The organism is Pseudomonas sp. CFBP 8758 (assembly GCF_014841725.1).
Taxonomy (GTDB): domain Bacteria; phylum Pseudomonadota; class Gammaproteobacteria; order Pseudomonadales; family Pseudomonadaceae; genus Aquipseudomonas; species Aquipseudomonas baltica.
Map to the genome: position 1 here is coordinate 193,703 of NZ_JACYUK010000006.1, position 18,492 is coordinate 212,194.

General features: G+C 65.4%; 15 protein-coding genes. 2 read left to right on the forward strand and 13 right to left on the reverse strand.

What is annotated here, in order from left to right; translation table 11 throughout:
* Nucleotides 1–36 precede the first annotated feature (36 nt).
* The 5 genes from IFT75_RS14870 to IFT75_RS14890 are packed head-to-tail and all read right to left on the reverse strand — an operon-like array spanning nt 37 to nt 6,529.
* Nucleotides 37–1,257: an acyl-CoA dehydrogenase family protein gene (locus tag IFT75_RS14870; protein ID WP_192055381.1), complete on the reverse strand. Its 1,221-nt coding sequence runs from the start codon at nt 1,255–1,257 to the stop codon at nt 37–39.
* Between the two features lie 46 nt (nt 1,258–1,303).
* Complete coding sequence (locus IFT75_RS14875; RefSeq protein ID WP_192055383.1) at nt 1,304–3,016, reverse strand: dipeptide ABC transporter ATP-binding protein; 1,713 nt, start codon at nt 3,014–3,016, stop codon at nt 1,304–1,306.
* Nucleotides 3,013–3,876 carry an ABC transporter permease gene (locus IFT75_RS14880; RefSeq protein ID WP_192055385.1) on the reverse strand — a complete coding sequence of 288 codons (864 nt, stop codon included), beginning with the start codon at nt 3,874–3,876 and terminating at the stop codon, nt 3,013–3,015. Before IFT75_RS14880 ends, IFT75_RS14875 begins: the two co-directional genes overlap by 4 nt.
* Complete coding sequence (locus IFT75_RS14885) at nt 3,873–4,865, reverse strand: ABC transporter permease (RefSeq protein WP_192055387.1); 993 nt, start codon at nt 4,863–4,865, stop codon at nt 3,873–3,875. Before IFT75_RS14885 ends, IFT75_RS14880 begins: the two co-directional genes overlap by 4 nt.
* Nucleotides 4,862–6,529 (reverse strand): ABC transporter substrate-binding protein, encoded by a 1,668-nt coding sequence (locus tag IFT75_RS14890; RefSeq protein ID WP_192055388.1) that lies wholly within the window; start codon nt 6,527–6,529, stop codon nt 4,862–4,864. The genes IFT75_RS14885 and IFT75_RS14890 overlap by 4 nt, the downstream gene beginning before the upstream one ends.
* Nucleotides 6,530–6,843: 314 nt before the next feature.
* Here IFT75_RS14890 and IFT75_RS14895 point away from each other — a divergent pair, with 314 nt between their 5' ends.
* Nucleotides 6,844–7,086, forward strand: coding sequence for a CopG family ribbon-helix-helix protein (locus IFT75_RS14895; RefSeq protein ID WP_122477637.1), 243 nt, complete (start codon nt 6,844–6,846; stop codon nt 7,084–7,086).
* The gene (locus IFT75_RS14900) at nt 7,076–7,360 is read left to right on the forward strand and encodes a type II toxin-antitoxin system RelE/ParE family toxin (RefSeq protein WP_122477635.1); all 285 of its coding nucleotides are present in this window, start codon (nt 7,076–7,078) and stop codon (nt 7,358–7,360) included. Before IFT75_RS14895 ends, IFT75_RS14900 begins: the two co-directional genes overlap by 11 nt.
* 150 nt (nt 7,361–7,510) lie before the next feature.
* Here IFT75_RS14900 and IFT75_RS14905 read toward each other — a convergent pair whose 3' ends face one another.
* The 8 genes from IFT75_RS14905 to IFT75_RS14940 form a co-directional block, all read right to left on the reverse strand.
* A complete protein-coding gene (locus IFT75_RS14905) occupies nt 7,511–9,334 on the reverse strand; it encodes an ABC transporter ATP-binding protein (protein WP_244652759.1) in 1,824 nt (607 codons plus the stop codon).
* A gap of 154 nt (nt 9,335–9,488) precedes the next feature.
* Nucleotides 9,489–11,147 carry a dipeptide ABC transporter ATP-binding protein gene (locus IFT75_RS14910; protein WP_192055390.1) on the reverse strand — a complete coding sequence of 553 codons (1,659 nt, stop codon included), beginning with the start codon at nt 11,145–11,147 and terminating at the stop codon, nt 9,489–9,491.
* Nucleotides 11,144–12,034: an ABC transporter permease gene (locus tag IFT75_RS14915; RefSeq protein ID WP_185793162.1), complete on the reverse strand. Its 891-nt coding sequence runs from the start codon at nt 12,032–12,034 to the stop codon at nt 11,144–11,146. The genes IFT75_RS14910 and IFT75_RS14915 overlap by 4 nt, the downstream gene beginning before the upstream one ends.
* A 27-nt stretch (nt 12,035–12,061) precedes the next feature.
* Nucleotides 12,062–13,114 carry an NADP(H)-dependent aldo-keto reductase gene (locus tag IFT75_RS14920; RefSeq protein ID WP_192055392.1) on the reverse strand — a complete coding sequence of 351 codons (1,053 nt, stop codon included), beginning with the start codon at nt 13,112–13,114 and terminating at the stop codon, nt 12,062–12,064.
* Between the two features lie 34 nt (nt 13,115–13,148).
* Complete coding sequence (locus IFT75_RS14925) at nt 13,149–14,480, reverse strand: LLM class flavin-dependent oxidoreductase (protein WP_192055394.1); 1,332 nt, start codon at nt 14,478–14,480, stop codon at nt 13,149–13,151.
* A 20-nt stretch (nt 14,481–14,500) separates the two neighbouring features.
* On the reverse strand, nt 14,501–15,787 hold the full coding sequence (locus IFT75_RS14930; protein WP_192055396.1) for an acyl-CoA dehydrogenase family protein: 1,287 nt from the start codon (nt 15,785–15,787) through the stop codon (nt 14,501–14,503).
* A 49-nt stretch (nt 15,788–15,836) separates the two neighbouring features.
* Nucleotides 15,837–16,772, reverse strand: a complete 936-nt coding sequence (locus IFT75_RS14935) for an ABC transporter permease (protein ID WP_192055398.1) — start codon at nt 16,770–16,772, stop codon at nt 15,837–15,839.
* Complete coding sequence (locus IFT75_RS14940) at nt 16,769–18,487, reverse strand: ABC transporter substrate-binding protein (RefSeq protein WP_192055400.1); 1,719 nt, start codon at nt 18,485–18,487, stop codon at nt 16,769–16,771. Before IFT75_RS14940 ends, IFT75_RS14935 begins: the two co-directional genes overlap by 4 nt.
* Nucleotides 18,488–18,492 lie beyond the last annotated feature (5 nt).

The following is an 18,492-nucleotide window of genomic DNA, read 5'->3' on the forward strand; positions in this document are numbered from 1 at the left end:
GACCGCTCCTACGGTGGATGTCGGGTCGACTGTCTTTCAGAACAATCCCGAGGTTGGCGGTGGCGTGCCCTTGAGCTGCCAGGTGCCCACCGCTGCGGCCTTCCAGTCGCGAGGGTTGTGGTTGGCCACCGTGCGGGCATTGCGCCAATGCCGGTCAAGGTTGTGACCACGCCCTGTGGTGGAGGCACCGCCCACATCGAATACCCGTTCCGCCGCCTTGAGCGCACATTCGGCGGCGATGTATTGCGCCTGCGCGACCTCGATCGCCGCCTCATCCACCGCCGCCGGGTCGAGCCCGGCCCCCCAGGCGCGATCGATCGCTTCGGCAGCCTTGAGCACCAACGCCTCGGCGGTATAGGCGCGCGCTGAAATCTCGCCCACACTCAACGCAACATACGGATCATCCACCGATCGAGCGGCACTGCTGTGCTTGATCGGACGCGCATGATTGCGCGCAAATGTCACTGCATCGTTCAGCGCATTGCGGGCGATCCCGGCCTGCACCGAGGCCAGGAACAACTGCAGGAACGGCGTCACCAGCGTACGCTTGCCCTCTTCCACCGTGCGTGCGCGTACTTCATGGGCATACACCTGCACGTTGTCCAGGCGCGTCGTGCCACTGGCGGTCAAGCGTTGGCCCATGGCATCGAAGTCATCCAGCAGCACCAACCCTTCGCGGTCACGGGGCAGGATGAACGACACGGGCTGGTCGTGCTCGTCCAATGCCACCGCGCTGATCCAGTCGGCGTACAGCGACCCGGTGCTGTAGAACTTGCTGCCGTTGGCGCGGTAGTGGTCGCCTTCGCGCACGATGCGCGCACTGATCGCGCCGTTGACACCGCCTACCTCCCATCCGGCATTGCCCAGCACTGCCCCTTGCAGGTAACGGGCGAACCAGAGCTGACGTTCCTGCTCGGCGCCTTCGGCTCGGGACACCAGCAGCCCTTCGATGAAAGCGAAACCTGGCCGCAGCGCTTGAGCCACATTGGAATCTGCCGAAGCGATGCGCACCAGCAGGCCGATGACGTCCTTGACCGAGCCGCCAGGGCCGCCGTAACGAGCGGGAATACGCAGGGTATAGAGCAACGCCTGGGCAATCTGCGCGACGGCCTCGTAAGGCAGTTGACGATCACGTTCGCGCGCCGCGGCGCCGGCAGCGATGTCCGGCAGCAGTTGCTCCGCGCGTGCCAGCAACTGTGCCACGCTCAGCGGCGCTTCGGGTGCAGTGGAAGGGGTGACTTTGGCAGCTTGAGTCATGAACGGTTCCTGTCTTGAAATGGGTGTAAGGAGCAGCGCGACGCCTTCAGATGGCGATCTTCCACAAGCGGGATTCATCGAACAGCAGCACGGCGTTTTCCGGTTCCAGTGGGGGCACCTGCAACGGCACGCCGGCACTGGGCAGCCGTGGCACCGCTCCCAGCAAGCGTTGCGTATACGGGTGCTGTGGCGACTCGAACAATTGCTCGACCGGCGCGTGCTCGACCACCTGGCCATGACGCATCACCAGCACCTCGTCGCTGACATGGCGGATGACGCCCAGATCATGGGAAATGAACAGGTAGGCCAGGCCCAGCTCGGCTTGCAGATCAGCGAGCAGATCCAGCACCTGGGCCTGGACCGAGACATCCAGTGCCGATACCGGCTCGTCGCAGACGATGACCTTGGGGTTGCTGGCAATGGCGCGGGCAATCGCCACCCGCTGGCGCTGGCCACCGGACAACTGCAGGGGCCGACGCGCGGCCAGCTCGGCGGGCAGGCGCACCTGTTGCAGCAGGCGGCGGATGTGCGGCGCTTGTTCGGCGGTGACGACGCCGGCCACGTCCAGCGCATCGGCAAGAATCTGCCCGACGTTCCAGCGCGGGTCGAACGAACTGAGCGGGTCCTGATAGATCACGCTGATGTCACGCCGCAGCGCTCGGCGCTGGCTTTCGGCGACCCGTGCGTCGGCGCTGCCGTTCCACGGCTGATCGAGGAAACGCACCTGGCCATCGTCTGTCTCGAGCAGCCCCAGGGCCATGCGCGCCACGGTGGTCTTGCCCGAACCGGATTCGCCGACAATGCCCAGGGTCTGGCCGGCACGCAGTTCGAAATCGACGCCGTCGACCACCTGGCGTACCTGTTGATCAGGCCCTGCGTAGCGCTTGCCCAAGCCACGGGCGTGTAACAGCACCGGCTGATCGAGGCACGGCGTGCGGGCGGTCGCAGCGGTACGCTCACCTGGGCTGAGCCGAGTGCCACGCGCATGCTCGGCCGGCACCGCATCGAGCAGGCTGCGCGTGTAGGGATGGCGCGGCGCGGTCAGCACCTGATGCATGCTGCCCTGCTCCACCACTTCACCGTGCTGCAGCACCAGTACCTCGTCGGCCAATTGCGCCACCACCGCCAGATCGTGACTGATGATCAACAACGAACTGCCTTGGGCTTTGATCTCCTGCAGTACCCCGAGAATCTGCGCCTGGACGGTAGCATCCAGTGCGGTGGTCGGCTCGTCGGCGATCACCAGCCCGGGATCCAGGGCCAGGGCGCTGGCGATCAACGCACGCTGGCGCAGGCCGCCGGACAACTCGCCGGAGCGCTGGCGGGCACGCAGGGCCGGTTCCGGTACGCCGACCCGTTCCAGCAGTTGCAGTACCCGCGCGGCACGGGAGGCACGGTCGCCCCAACCATGGGTCTGCAATACTTCGAGAATTTCCTTGCCGACCGGCCGCAGCGGGTCGAGCGAAACCAAGGCATCCTGCAGCACGAAGCCGATGTCCTTGCCGCGCACCCGACGCCACTGGCGGTCGCTCAAGGCCAGCAGGTCGAGATCGCCGTATTGCAGGCGCCGTGCCCGCACCTGCGCGCCCTCCCCGGCCAGGCCGATCAGGCTGCGCGCGGTGACGCTCTTGCCCGATCCGGATTCGCCGACCAGAGCCAGAGTCTTGCCCGGCGGCAAGGTGAACGACAGGTTACGCACCACACTCTGCCCGGCGAACTCGACGCTCAGGCCTTCGACGATCAGCGTCTTGTGGCTCATGTCAGGCGACCCTCCAGGCGTTGTTGCAGATAGCGACCGGCAACGGTGGTCGACAAGGTGGTGAGAACGATGAAAAGCCCGGGGAAAAACGTCAGCCACCAGGCATTGGCAATGAAGTCGCGGCCCATCGACAGCATGGTGCCCCACTCCGGCGTCGGCGGCCGCGCGCCCAGGCCGAGGAAGCTCAACGCCGAGGCCCAGACGATGGCCTGACCGACGCCCATGGTCAGGGTCACGATCAGTGGGCGCATGGCGTTGGGCAGCAGCTGTCGCCGGATGATGCGGCGAGTCGGGTGGCCCAGGGCGCGCGCCGCTTCGATGTAGCCGGCGTTGCGCACCGCCAGCACCTGGCCACGGACCATCCGCGCATACCCGGGCGCCGCGCCCAGGCCAGTGGCGATGATCAGCGGGCCGATACCGCTGCCGAAGATGGCCACGAACAGCAACGCCAGCACCAGGCTGGGAAAGGCGAACAGTACTTCCAGCAACCAGCCCACGCCGCGGTCGGTGCGCAGCCCGCCCAGGCCGCCCAGCAGACCGAGGACAATGGCGATGCTCATCGCCAGGGCCGTCGCGGCCAGGCCAACGAACAGCGACAGGCGCGCGCCGTGGATCACCCGTGAATAGATGTCGCGACCGGATTGGTCGGTACCGAACCAATGCGCCCACCCAGGTGGATGAAAGGCGTCGCGCGGGACGATGGCCAGCGGGTCGCCGTGAGCGAACAGCTGCGGTACCAGCGCGGCCACGATCACCAGCGCTAGGAAGGCGATGGCTAGACTTGCGCCCCAGCGGATTCGTAGAGGTCGACGTTGGCTGCGCAGCGGCAGCGCCGGGCTCTCGAGGGTCAGATCGCTCATGCCAGGGTCTCCTTCTGCCGGGGGTCGATCCACTGGTACACCAGGTCGACGAGAATGTTGGCCAGCACGTAACCGGCGGCTACCACCAGGCTGATGCCGATGGTCAACGGCAAGTCTTGAAGCTGCACCGCCTGATACAACTGACGGCCCAGCCCCCTGCGCGAGAAGATCACTTCGATCACCACGGCACCGCTGATCAGCGCGCCGATCGCCCAGCCCGACAGTGACACCCCCGGCAAGACGGCATGGCGCAGCGCGTGCTTGAAGCGCACTGCCGCGTCGCTCAGGCCACGGGTGCGCGCGGTCAGCACGAAAGGTTGCTCCAGGGTCAGCTCGAGGGATTCGCGGGTGACCTGGCCGATGAACCCGGCCAGCGGTACCGCCAGTGCGATCGTCGGCAGCACCAGGGTCCGCCAGCCGTCGCTGCCTGCCGGTGGGAACAGGCGCAGGCCGAAGGCGAACACCGCCAGCAGCACGATGCCCAGCCAGAAATGCGGTAGGGCGGCGCACAGGGTTTCAGCCAGGGACGCCAGGCGCCCGACCCAGCTGCGGCGACCTGCGCTGAACACGGTCAGGGCCAGCACCAGCAGCCACGCCAGCAGCAGCGCGCTGAGCGTCAGTTCCAGGGTTGCCCCGGCCTGCTCGGCCAGTACCCGCGTGACCGGCAGGTGCTGGGAGTAGGAAACGCCCAGGTCGCCCTGCACCAGGCGCAGCAGATACAGCCCGTACTGGACCGCCAGGGGCCGGTCCAGGCCGTACTCGCGGGTGACCTCGGCGATGGTTTCCGGGGTCGGGTTGCCGCTGGGTCCACCCAGAATGGCTTGCACTGGATCGCCCGGCATCAGCCGCAGGGCGAAGAAGGTCAGCGTCGCGACCGCCCATAACACCAGCAGTCCACCGCCCAGGCGCACGGCCGCGCGGCGGCCCAGGCGAAGCAAACGCTGGCGGCGCGGGTCCGGCGGCGCGACGGTTACGCGTGTCGTGGTCATTTGTTCACCCAGGCGTCATAGAGGTAGGTCACGGCCAGCGAGGGTTCCAGACGAACCCCCTGGGTCGTCTTGTAGATGCCCAGCCGAGTGCTTTGCGGGTAGGTGGTCAGTTGCAGGTAGTGGCTGGAGGCAACGGCTTGCGCCTGGCGGTACAACGCCTGGCGTTGGCTGGCGTCCTGAGTGGCCAGTGCCTGTTGCACCAGATCGTCGAACTGCGGATCGCTGAAGCCTGCGGTGTTCTGGTGATAGCCGCCGACACCCGCAGGTTGGATGAACGCGCTGCTGAAGATGATCCGCAGCACGTCGGCGGTGTTGGTATTCCAGTAGCCGACGCGGATGTCGTAATCCCAATCGGCCTGGCGCTTGGTCGCCTGCACATCGCTCATCTGCTCCATGATCAGTTCGATGCCGGCCTGCCGCGTGGTGGCCTGAACCTGCTCCCACAAGGTGAATTCCGATGGCGGCGTGCGGTTGCCGAGGATCACCCTCACCTGCAGGCGCTTGCCGTCCTTGAGGCGATAGCCGTCCTCGTCGCGACCGGTCCAGCCGGCTTCGTCGAGCAGTTGTGCCGCACGTGCCGGATGGTAATCCTGGGCGTGTTCGAAGTCGGGGCTGTAGAAGCGCGTGGCGTTGCTCAGCGGACCACCGGCGCGGGGAAACTCGCCGAAGTAGACGCTTTTCAAGGCACCTTCGATGTCGGCGCTGCGCACGAAGGCCTCGCGCACCTTGATATCGTTGAACGGCGCACGGCGGATGTTCAGGGTGCCGTTGGTGGGGTTGCCGGGGCGCTGGGCAATGATCAGTTGCAGGTCCGGGTTGCGCCGCGCCGCTTCGTGGGATTCGGGTGGCAGCGCTTCGATCACGTCCACTTCACCGGCCTGCAGCGACGCGAAACGCACGGACGGCTCCTGGATGAACTTCCAGACGATGCGCTCCAGATACGCGGGCCCCTGGTGCCGGGCCGTGGGCGGCGCCGAGTTGTACTGCGGGTTGCGTTCAAGCACGACCTGGCTTTGACGGTCCCAGCGCACCACCTTGAAGGGGCCGGTGCCTACCGGGCTTTCGCAGTTCACATCACGCGAGCGCAGTAGCGCTTCGGGGGATTCGATGCCGAGAAAACCTTGCGCCAGCACTTCCAGGAATGCCGCGTAGGGTGTGGCCAGGTGCACTTGGGCGGTGTAGCTGTCGAGGACATCGGTGCGCTGGTATTGACGGATGTAGCCGCCCGCGGTGCTCGACTGGGTCTTGGGGTTGGCCATGTGGTCGAGATTGGCCTTCACCGCCGCGGCGTTGAACGGCGTGCCGTCGGTGAAGCGCACGTCGTCGCGCAGGTGGAAGGTGTAGGTCAGGCCGTCGGGAGAGATCTCCCAGCTTTTCGCCAGCCATGGCCCGATATGACCTTCGGCATCCATCGACACCAGTGAATCGAGGACTTGCTGGGCGAGAAACACTTGCGGCATGTCGCCGGCTACATGTGGGTCCAGGCAGGTCGGCTCGCGGTCGGTGGCATAGATCAACGTGCCGCCGCTGACGGGGGTGTCGGTGCGTGCGGCATTGGTGAGATGGTTGTCGCAACCGCCCAGCAGCAAGCTGACGGCCAACAGGCTGGCCCACGCGATGCCTGCGGGGGGTGTTGCGGGGGAACGCGAATGAATGTCTGGCATGGGTCGGGCTGCGCCTTGTGTCGATGCTGAAGCTCACAAGGGGTGATTGCACAAGCCATGCCGACTGCTCCGCCCCGTTGTTGCGGGGCTTTCCAGCGTTGTGTGAATGAAGGGACGAGGCATTTTGTTGAATGGGTGTTGCCTGGCAGACAGTTGCTGTGCCGGAGCCTTTGGAGTGCTGGATTATTTGATTTGACTACCGTCGGAAAAAGCCGCTGTCGCGAGCGGCTTCATACATACCTCGCGACAACCCGCCAATGCTCAAGGGGTTTTGCGGTGTAATATATTCACCACCACTCAACGCCGAGGTTGCCATGACCGGTATATCGCTGAACCTTCCGGAAGATCTGTCCAACTCTCTTTCGGACCTTGCCAAGAGCCATGGCCAGAGCGCGAGCTATCTAGCCATGGACGTCCTTCGCGACTACATCGAACATGAAAAAACACTGACAGCGCAAATCGAGCAGGCGGTAAAGGAAGCCGACAACGGCAAATTTGCCGATGAGGAACGAGTAGCGGCCATGCGTGCCCGGCGTTGGAGTCGGAATGAGGGTTGAATGGCTGGAAAAGGCCCTCAAGAACCTAGAGGACGAAGCCAACTACATTGCGTTGGAAAATCCGAAAGCTGCAGATGATTTCGCAGATGCAATCTTCGCAAGTGTTGATAAACTCGCGCAGTTTCCTACGATGGGACGCGAGGGTCGGGTCAAACACACACGCGAGTGGGCGGTTCCGAACTGGTCCTATCTGATTCCGTACCGGATTTGTGGCGATCGCCTGCAGATCCTCGGGATCTTCCACACAAGGCAGCGGCCACGCTCCAACTGGTGACGTGCACGACCTTGGCGAGGGCAATCCTGAATGCCCTCGCTGAAGCTATTGCACAGCGAGGGCAATCCTGAATGCCCTCGCTGTGCAATAGCTTCAGCAGGCACATAACTCGCCCCACACACCGCTATTCTGCGGCGAATCACGATCAGGCTAAGCCGATGCGACTTCTTCGTCGTACGCGTTCTGTGCCTGGCGGCTCCATAGGCGGAAGTACTGGCCCTGCTTTGCCAGCAGGTCATCGTGGGAGCCGTCTTCGATGATACGGCCGTCCTCGAACACCAGGATGCGGTCCAGGTGGGCGACGGTCGAGAGCCGGTGGGCCACGACGATCACGGTCTTGTCCTGCATGATTTCGTCGAGTTTCTCCTGAATGAAACGCTCGGTGATCGAGTCCAGCGCCGAGGTCGCCTCGTCCATCACCAGGATTGGTGCGTTCTTGAGCAGCACGCGGGCGATGGCGATCCGTTGGCGCTGGCCGCCGGAAAGCTTCACACCGCGTTCGCCGACCAGCGAATCAGCGCCTTGGTCCATACCATCGATGAACGCGCTGGCGCCGGCGCGGTGGATGGCTTGTGCCAGTTCCTGCGGGCTGGCATCCAGACGACCGTAGTTGATGTTTTCGGCGATGCTGCGGTGAAACAGGCCCGGCTCCTGAGGAATCAGGCCGATCTGCTGATGCAGCGAATGCTGGGTCACGCTGCGCACATCCTGGCCGTCGATCAACACCTGGCCCTGGTTGACGTCGTACAGACGCAACAGCAGATTGAGCAGCGACGACTTGCCCGAACCGGACGTGCCGACCAAACCCACCCGCTGTCCCGCCGGGATCGACAACTGCAGGTGTTCGAACACCGGTTTCTGCGGCGAATAGCCGAAGCTCACATCGCGGAACTCGATGGCGCCGCGCACGGCGGCGAGCGGCTGTGCATCGGGCTCATCCACCACTTCATGGGGGCGGATCAGGGTGCGCACGCCGTTGGCGATATTGCCGGTGGCCTCGAAGAAGTCCAGGAAACGCCGCGACAGGTTGGCCACGTCGGTGATGATCAACAGCGACAGGCTGGTAGCCATCACGAAGGTCGCGATGTCGATGCTGCCCAGGCGCCACAGGTACAGGGCGATCAGCAGCATGCCGACCTTCAGCGACAACCCGCAGATCGACTGGAACCAGCGAATCTTCTCCATGTAGCCAAACGAACGGCCTGCGGCTTTCAGCTCGCGGTCCAGGTAATCGCCCAGGTAGCGATGCTCGAACGAGTGCCGGGCGAACAGGCGAATGTTGGTCAGGTTGGACACCGCATCCACCACCTTGCCGTTGCTGGTACTGCGCGCCGCCGAGTATTGCTGGGACAACGGATGGCTGCGCTTGGCCAGGAAATAGCACACGGCAATGAACGCCACCGACCAGCCGAACATGAACAGCGCCAGCCAGACCGAGGCCGTGGCCAGTACCGCCACGGCGAGCGTCAGGGTGACCAGCAACGGAATCAGGTCGAACAGCAACAGCGCCAGCGCCTGGCCTACGCCCATGGAGACTTCGGAGATCTTGTGCGCCAGGGCGCCGGCGAATTCGCTGCTGACGAAGCGATGGGAGTGACGCTGCAGGTAAGCGTAAACCGCATGGGTCACGGTGCGTCGCTGCAGCGGCAGCACCCGGATGTGCGCACCGGTGGCGCCACGGGTGCACAGCATTTCCAGCAGCAACAGGCCGGCGAACAGCAGCAGAGGTTGGCTCAATGTCTGCCAGTCGAGGGTCGCCGCGCTGGCGTGGCTCACCACCCGGGTGATCTGCCCCAGCACCCAGGGCACCAGCACCGTGCAGGTGACCGCCACGACCTGCAAAAGGAGAATCGCCAGGTACCAACCGCGGAAATGGCCGACGAAGAAGCGGGCAAAGGCAAAGGGCGTGTCCGGCAGCGACTGGATGTTCCAGCTGCGCAGGGCGTGTTGACGATCCTTGTACGAGGGTTTCAAACGATAGTCTCCAAGTGTCAGCGGCGCGAGCCGCGTCCGGGATGTTGCGTTTCTACTGGTGCACCGCGTATGCCGCCGACGCGGCTTGCGCCGCTGCTACAGAGGAACGCGCAAACCGTGTAGCAGCGGCGCGAGCCGCGTCCGGGGTGTTCGTTCAGATCGCCAGGGGCAGATAGGTGAGCGCGCGCAAGGCGCCGGTCTGCAAGGTCGGTACGGCGCTGAGCAGGGCTTGGGTGTAAGGGTGTTGCGGCCGGTCGAGGACCTGGCGCACTGCGCCCGCCTCCACCACTTCGCCGTCCTTCATCACCAGCACATGGTCGCTGACGTGGTTGATCACCCCCAGATCATGGGAAATGAACAGGCACGCCAGACCCAGCCGGTGTTTGAGATCGTCGAGCAATTGCAGAATCTGCGCCTGCACCGACACATCCAGCGCCGACACCGGCTCGTCGCACACCAGAATCTGTGGCTCGGCCGCCAGCGCGCGGGCGATCGCAACGCGTTGACGCTGCCCGCCGGACAATTCCATGGGCCGCCGATCGAGCACCGCAGCATCCATTTTCACCAGCGCCAGCAAGCGCTCGGCCCGAGCGTCCCAGGTCGCCCGTGGATGCCCCGCCACTTGCAGCGCTTCGAACAAGACCCGTTGCACGGTATAGCGCGGATCGAACGAGCCGAGCGGATCCTGGAACACCACCTGAATGCTGTGCCGGACCCGAGCTTGCTGGGCGTTGTCCAGATCGGACCAGCGCTGGCCGTCGATCCACACGTCGCCGCTGTCGGGACGCTCCAGCCCCAGGATCATCCGCGTCAGGGTGGTCTTGCCCGAACCGGACTCGCCGACGATACCCAGCGTGCGGCCGCGCTCCAGGCGCAGCGAAACATCTGCCACCACCGTGCGCACACGCCCGTCCGGGCCTTGGAAAGACTTGCTCAGGTGCTCGGCTCGCAGCAGGACTTCACCGGCTGCAGACGTCGCAGCGGCCGCGGCCGAGTCGCCGTAGGCGCGGCGGAAATGCACCGCGGTACCGGCTGCCAACAGGCTCTGGGTATAGGGATGGCGAGGGTCGCGCAGAATCTGATCGACGCTGCCCTGCTCCACGATCACCCCGCGGTACATCACTGCTATGCGGGTGGCCAGGCGCGCGACTACCGCCAGGTCATGGCTGACGATGAGCATGGCGGTGTCCTCACCGCGCAGCGATTCGAGCAGGCTCATGACCTGCGCCTGAACGGTCGCGTCCAGCGCCGTGGTGGGTTCGTCGGCGATCAGCAAGCGGGGGTTGCAGGCGATGGCCGAGGCAATCAACGCGCGCTGGCGCAGCCCTCCCGACAACTGGCCCGGATGCTGGCGTGCGCGCAGTTCGGGCTCGGGAACGCCGACCGAACGCAACAGCTCGATGACACGCAACTCGCGCTGCCGGCGCTTCATCTCGGTGTGCAGGCGCAACGGCTCGGCGATTTCCTGACCGACTCGCCGCAGCGGGTCAAGCGCCCCCAACGCATCCTGCATGACGAAACCCAACTGGGCGCCGCGCAACTGCAGCCAGTCCTTTTCGCGAAACGTGCGCAGATCACGCCCGGCGAACGACAAGCGCCGGGCCTGGACTTCGGAATGCGCGCCGGTAAGTCCGGCCAAGGTACGCGAGGTGACGCTCTTGCCCGAGCCGGACTCGCCCACCAGCGCCAGGCATTCGCCGGCGGCCAGCTGAAAACTGATGCCGCGGATCACCGGTTGCGCATGGGCGCTGAACGCCACGTGCAGGTCTTGCACGTCGAGCAGCGGCTGCGGCGGATGGACGATGGCATTCATAAGCGCTTTCCTTCGCTGCGACGCAGCAGTTCACGGCCAATGGCAGTGATGGAGATGACGGTGAAGGTGATCGCCAGCGCCGGCCAGGCCACCAGCCACCATGCGTTGGCGAGAAAGTTGCGGCCGATGGCGAGCATGGTGCCCCACTCCGGCGCGGGCGGCGGCGCGCCGAAACCCAGGAAGCTCAACGCCGCGCCGGCCGTGATGTTGCCGCCAATACCGATGGTGGCCAGGATCAGAATCGGTTTGATCGCATTGGGCAGCACGTGTCGCCAGATCACCGCCGCACGACCCAGGCCCAGCGTCGTCGCCGCTTCCACGTAGCCGGCGCCACGCACCACCTGGGTTTGCGCACGCACCAGGCGGGCGTAGCGCGGCACGCTGGCGATGCCGACGGCGATGATCAGGTTCAACGTGCCTTGACCGAAAAAGGTGATGATCACCAAGGCCAGCAACAGATCCGGAAATGCCAGCAGCACGTCCACCGCACGCATCACTGCGGCGTCGAGCCAGCGCGGCCCCAGGCCTGCAACCAGGCCAAGCAAGGTGCCCAGCGCCAAACCCATGGCCGTGGCCGCCAAGCCCAGCAGCAGCGACGGACGCACGCCATGGATCAGGCGGCTGAGCACGTCGCGGCCGTTTTCGTCGGTGCCCAACCAGTGCACGGCGTCGGGCGCTCGGTACGCATGGCGTGCCACAGCGTCGAGTGGATCGACCGTGGTCAGCAGGCCTGGGGCGATGGCTGCCACGATCAGCAGCAGAACGAACGCGCCGGCCAGCACCAGTCCCGGCCGCAGCCGGGTGCGCGCCCGAGGGCGATCGATGCCTGCGTCCAGCGTGCCTGCGGGTACCGGACCCAGCACCGTGAGTGATGAGCTGATTGCCATGGCGATTCTCCGTAGGGCAGGTACCGATCAAGGCGCCGGGTTGGGGGTCGCGCGATGGATCTCGGCGATCTTGTCCAGCAGGGTCGGGGTGAACTCGATGTCCAGCGCACTGAAGTTGTCCTGCAACTGCGCTTCGCTGGTCTGCCCGGTCAGCACGCTGCTGACGAACGGCTGCCGGGCGACGAAGCCCAGCGCCAATTGCGCGGGGGTGTAGCCATAGTCATTGGCCAACTGCACGTAGGCAGTGATGGCGCGGCTGGCCGAGTCGCTGTCGTAGCGGTTGAAGGTGCGGTACACCGAAGTCAGCCGCGAGCCCTGGGGTCGCGCGCCGTTCAGGTATTTGCCGGTAAGCGTGCCGAACGCCAGCGGCGAATAGGCCAGCAGCCCTACCCCTTCGCGATGGCTGAACTCCGACAGCCCGCCTTCGTACAGCCGATTCAACAGGCTGTAGGGGTTCTGCACGCTGGCGATGCGCGGCAGCCCGCGCTGCTCGGCCTGCTGCAGAAAGCGCGCAACGCCCCAAGGGGTCTCGTTGGAGACACCGATGTGACGGATCTTGCCGGCCTTGACCAGTTCGCCGAGCACCTCCAGGGTCTCTTCGATGGCGACGCTGCCATTGTCCTCGACGTACGGGTATTCACGCTGGCCGAAGATGTTGGTGGTGCGATCGGGCCAATGCAGTTGGTAGAGGTCCAGATAATCGGTCTGCAGGCGCTTGAGACTGCCGTCCAGTGCTGCGGTGATGTTGGCACGGTCGTGGCGGGTCAGGCCGTCGCGGATATGCCCGCCGGTGCCCGGCTGGCGCGGTGGGCCGATGATCTTGCTGGCCAGCACGATGTCGGCGCGGCGCCCGCTGCGCTGCAGCCAGGTGCCGATGAAGCGCTCGGTGCTGCCCCAGGTCTCGGCATGGGTCGGGGTGGGGTACATCTCTGCGGTGTCGATCAGATTGACGCCGTGCGCCAGGGCCAGGTCCAGTTGCCGATGGGCGTCCTGCTCGCTGTTCTGATGCCCCCAGGTCATGGTGCCCAGGCCCAGCAGGCTGACGTTGAGATCGGTATTGCCAAGAGTGCGATATTTCATGGTTCGAATCGGTCCGTTGCGGGCATGAAAAGGTTCAGGCGCTGAGTGCGTACTGGCTGGCCGGATACGGCAGGCCCAGGTGATCACGCAGGGTGTGGCCGCTGTACTCGTGGCGGAAAACACCGCGCTGGCGCAGCAGCGGCACCACCTCATCGACGAAGATTTCGACGCCGGACGGAAACATGTCCGGCATGATGTTGAAGCCGTCGGCAGCACCGGCCAGGAACCAGTGCTCGAGGGTGTCGGCGACCTGCTCCGGGGTGCCCACCAGCAAGCGGTGGCCGACCAGAATGCGCCGCGACAATTGGCGAATGCTCAGGTTTTCCCGGCGCGCCAGGTTCAGCTGGGCTTCGAGAAACCCGTGCGAGCCGCGCTCGAAGGATGCCACCGGGCCGATCCTGTCCCAGGGCAACGGCGCATCGGGGTCCAACTCGGCGACGCTCAACCCCACCCGCGCGGCCACCTGATACAGCAGCCCTTCTTCGCCGTAGAAATCGTTGAGGCGATCGAAACGTGCATGGGCTTCGGCCTCGGTGCTGCCGATCACCGTCGACAGCCCTGGCATGATCTTCAGGTGCGCCGGGTTGCGCCCCCATTGCCGGGCGCGGTGTTTCATCTCCTGATAGAAGCCCTGGCCGTCTTCCAGGGTGGTCTGGGTGGTGAAGATCGCATCGGCATAACGCGAGCCCAGCGCCTTGCCACCTTCGGACGAGCCGGCCTGCACCAACACCGGCCGGCCCTGGGGCGAGCGCGGCAGGTTGAGCGGCCCCTTGACCGAAAAGTGTTTGCCGACGAAATCGGGCGTGTGCACCTTGGCCGGATCGGCGAAACGGCCGCTGACGGCATCGCCGATGATGGCGTCGTCCTCCCAGCTGTCCCACAGCTTGAGGGTGATGTCGATGAACTCGTCGGCGCGTGCATAGCGGTCCACGTGCAGCGGCGCACCGGCCAGGCCAAAGTTCTGCGCGGCGGCATCGCCAGCGTTGGTCACCACGTTCCACGCCGCTCGGCCGCCGCTGATATGGTCCAGCGAAGAGAAACGCCGGGCCAGGTTGAACGGGTCGTTATAGGTGGTCGATGCCGTGGCAATCACGCCGATGCGTTGCGTAGCCAGGGCCACGGCCGTCAGCAGCACCGTGGGCTCGAGGCGCCCGGCCGGGTGCTGCGCCACGTCGCCGCCCAATGCCGGACCGTCGGCGAGGAAGATCGCGTCCAGCGTGCCACGCTCGGAGATGCGCGCGATGTTGCAGTAGTACTCGGCATCCAGGTAGGCATTGGCCGGCACCTCGCCCATTCGCCAGGCGGCGGAGTGCGAGCCGAAGCCGAGGATGTTCATGCCGATGCTCATTTGCGGTTTGGGGCTCATGGCGGTTCCTTGAAGGCGGTTCAGACGGCGCTGGCTTCGTCGTGCAGAGCAGCGACCGGTTCGGATCGGGCGGCGGCGTGCTCGGCCTGCGAGGCGCGCCAGGCGGCATTCGGGCTGATGCCGTTGAGGTAGTAGTTGCCCAGCGCCCGTTCGCGGTAGATCGCCGGGTTGTGCGAGGCCAGCGTGCGCGCGTTGCGCCAGTGCCGGTCCAGGCGCCGCGACTGGCTGGTGGCCGATGCACCGCCCACCTCGAACAACAACGTGGTGGCTTCCAGTACCTGCTCCAGAACGATCTGCTGAGCCTGAAAGGCGCGCACCTCGGCCTCGGTGTAGTGGGCTTCACTGGCCTGCCCGGCGCGTTCGGCTTCGTGGACGTTCTGCAGCACCTGCGCCACCGCCAGTACCTGGGTCTGCGCGGCATAGGCCAGGCTCGACAGGCGGCCGACGACACGCTGCACCAGTGGATCGTCCTTGGGACTGGACTGGCCCGGCACACCGAAGGCACGGGTCCGGCCCTGGACGAACTCGCTGGCGTCGCGCAGCACCGCGCGGGCAATGCCGGCCAATGTCGCCAGGTGAAACAGCTGATAGAAGGCAGAAATATAGGACTCGGGACGCTGCTCGCCGGCCGCATAGCGACGCAACACGTACTCGGACGGCACCGGGACATTGTCGAAACGCGTGGTGCCGCTGCCCGACAGGCGCTGGCCGAAACCGTCCCAATCGTCGTCGCGGCTCACGCCTGGCGCGGTGGTGGGCACCGAGACGCTGACGAAGTCTTCACCGGTCAGCGCCGACACGGCGATCCAGTCGGCGTACAGGGTGCCGGTGCAGTAGAACTTCTTGCCGTCCAGGCGCCAGCTCTGCTCACTGTCGGCCGTCAGGGTCACGCTCTGTTTGCTGGTGTCGGTGCGCTCGGCCATGGCCGCGCCCCACAGGTCACCGGCCACCACCTTGGCCAGCCAGTACGCCTGCGACTCGGCTTCATCGCGGGACAGGCGGCCTTCGACGAAGCCGAAATGCGCGCGCAGGATATGCGGCAGGTTGGAGTCCGCCTCGGCCAGCTCGATCAATAGCTCGAACAACTGCGGCAGGGTGGCGCCCGCGCCGCCCTGCTCGCTTGGCACACGCAAGGCACCAAAACCGGCCTCGCGCAGCCAGCTCACCGCTTCGAAGGCCAGTTCGCGCTGCTGTTCGCGGGCCAGTGCAGTCTCCTCTATGCGCGTGAAGATTGGCGCAAAGGGGGCCCGCAGGCGGGCATAGTCGGGGGCCAGCGGGAAACCGCCGGTACGCTGTTCAACACTCATGGTCTTTTCCTTGCGTCATCGGGCCGCCTGGCAGCCGTGAAAATTCGGGTCATGCGGACTTCACTCGCGGGTCGATCCAGTGGTTCACCAGGTCCACCACCAGGTTCACCGCCACATAGATCGCCGCTGCCAACAGGGTGATGCCCAGCACCATGGGCACGTCCTTGGCATTGGCCGCATCGAGCATCAGCCGGCCGATGCCTTGGCGGGAGAACAGCAGCTCCACCACCACCGCCCCGCCGAGCAGGCTGGCGAAGACGAAACCGGCCAGGGTCACCAGCGGCACCAGGGCATGGCGCAGGGCGTGGCGCAGGCGCACACCGGTCTCGGACATGCCGCGGGCGCGGGCCATGGCAATGAAAGGCTGGTCGAGAATGTCTTCCAGCTCCTGGCGCAACACCTGGGTCAGTACGGCGGCAATCGGCAGGGCCAGCGCCAGGGTCGGCAGGATCAACGACTGCCAGCTACCCGACCCCGAAGGTGGCAGCACGTGCCAGTGAAAGGCGAACACCAGCAGCAGGAGAATGCCGATGACGAACGAGGGCGCCGACGACAACACCAGCTCAGATCCCGATACCAGCGAGCGCACCCATGGGCTGCGCTTGGCCGTGGTGATCGCACTGATGACCGACAGGATCACGGCTACCAGTGCCGCGCAGATCGACAGCTGCACGGTGGCGCCGATCTGTGCGCCGATAGCCCGGGTGACCGGAATGCGCAGACGGTAGGACTCGCCCAGATCGCCCTGGGCGAGGCGCGCGATGTAGTGGCCGTACTGCACGATCAGCGGCTGATCGAGGCCGTATTCGGCGCGTACCCGCACGATCATCTCTGGGGTCGGCATGGATTCCGGACCGCCGAGAATGGCCAGTGCAGGGTCACCGGCACTTAGGTTGATGGCCAGAAAAGTCAGGGTCGCGGCTCCCCAGAGGACGCCGATACCAGCCAGCAGGCGCCAGAGCACCTTGCGCAGAGCAGTGTTCATTTCGCCTCCGTTTGTAGCCACAGGCTGGGCAGAAAGACCGTGTTGTGCGAGGTGTCGAAAATCACCCCGGCAAGGCGGTTCGAGTAGGCGACCAGCACATGGCTCTCGAACGAAGGCACCACCGGCACTTGTTCGGCCAGGCGCTGCTGGGCCTTGCTGTACAATCGTTCGAGACGAGCCGGGTCGTGGCTGCGTCGGGCTGCGGCCAACAGTCGATCCAGTTCGGCATCGCGAAAACGCCCGCCGTTCTGGCCGATGCGTTTTTCCGAAGTGATGGAATCGCTGTGGTACAGGATGTACAGACCGTCCGGGGTGTTGGTGTGCCAGTAACCACCGCCCATGACCTGGAAGTTGCCGGCATAACGGCGGTCGGTAACCTGGGCCAGCGGCAGCAGCTCGATGCGCAAAGCGAAACCGAGCTTCTTCAGGTCTGCCTGAATCGCCACCGCAACACTGCTGGAGAAGCTCGCGCTTTCGGTTGCCAACAGGGCCGCGCCCAGCCGCTCGCCGTTGCGGGTGCGATAGCCCTGCTCGTCGCGTGCGGTCCAGCCGGCGGCGTCGAGCAAGGCGTTGGCGGCCTTGACGTCGTAGGCCAGCACATCCTTGTACGTGGGGTCGTAGTAGCGCGTGTTGGCGGCGAGAAAATCCGCCTTCACCCGGTATTCGCCGAACCCGATGATCCAGGCCAGGCCCTCGCGGTCGATGCCCTTGGCTACCGCGCGACGTACCCACACGTCATCGAACGGCGCCTTTTCGACGTTGAACGTCAGGCTGCGAAACGGGTTGCCCTTGCGAATGCGGCTGCGCAGGGTCAGGTCGGTGGAGGCGCGAATGGCCTTGGCGTTCTGCGGCGGCGCATCCAGCGTCAGGTCCGACTGCCCAGCCTGGAGTGAGGTGAAGCGGATCATCGCCTCGGGCACGAAGCTGAGCTCGATGCGATCCAGGTAGGCCTCGCCTCGATGGCGAGTCACCGGTGGCGACCAGTCGTAGCCGGGGCGACGGGTGAACACCGCACCCTGGTCGCGGGTATAGCTCTGCAGCACGAACGGCCCGGAGCCGACGGGGTGCTCGGCGATCGACTTGGGTGCTTCGAGGATCTGCTTCGGCGAAATCATCCCCAGCCAGGACTGCGCCAGCACGTCGAGAAACGGCGAATAGGGTTCGCGCAAAGTCGCCTGGAAGGTGTACTCGTCGATCACCCGACCCTGGTCATACGGTGCGATATAGGCTGCCGCCAAGGGCGACTTGGTCGCGGGATCGCGCATGTGTTCCAGGTTGATCTTCACCGCCTGGGCATTGAATTTCTCCCCGTCGCTGAAGGTCACGCCCTCGCGCAGGTGAAAGGTGTAGGTCCTGCCGTCTTCGGACACTTCCCAGGATTTTGCCAGCCAGGGCGAGACCCTGCCCTCCTCGTCCTGGTAAACCAGGCAGTCGTACAGCACTCGCCCCAACCACTGCACGTTGCCATGGGAAATCGAATGGACGTCGAAGGTGCCGGTGTCGGCGGCCGTGGTCACGCGCAGCGTCCCGCCGCGCTTGCCGGGTTCCTCTTCGTGGTAGTCGGAAGCGGGGTAGCTGATCAGATCGCCATTGACGATGCCGTCGGTGCTCGGTGCCTGCGCCACCGGTGTGGCTGGCGCATCGGCAGCGGGCGAACAGGCCGAGAGCGTGAACAGCACGCCGATCAAGGCGCAGCCGAAGAAGGTCGAGGTCATGGGTC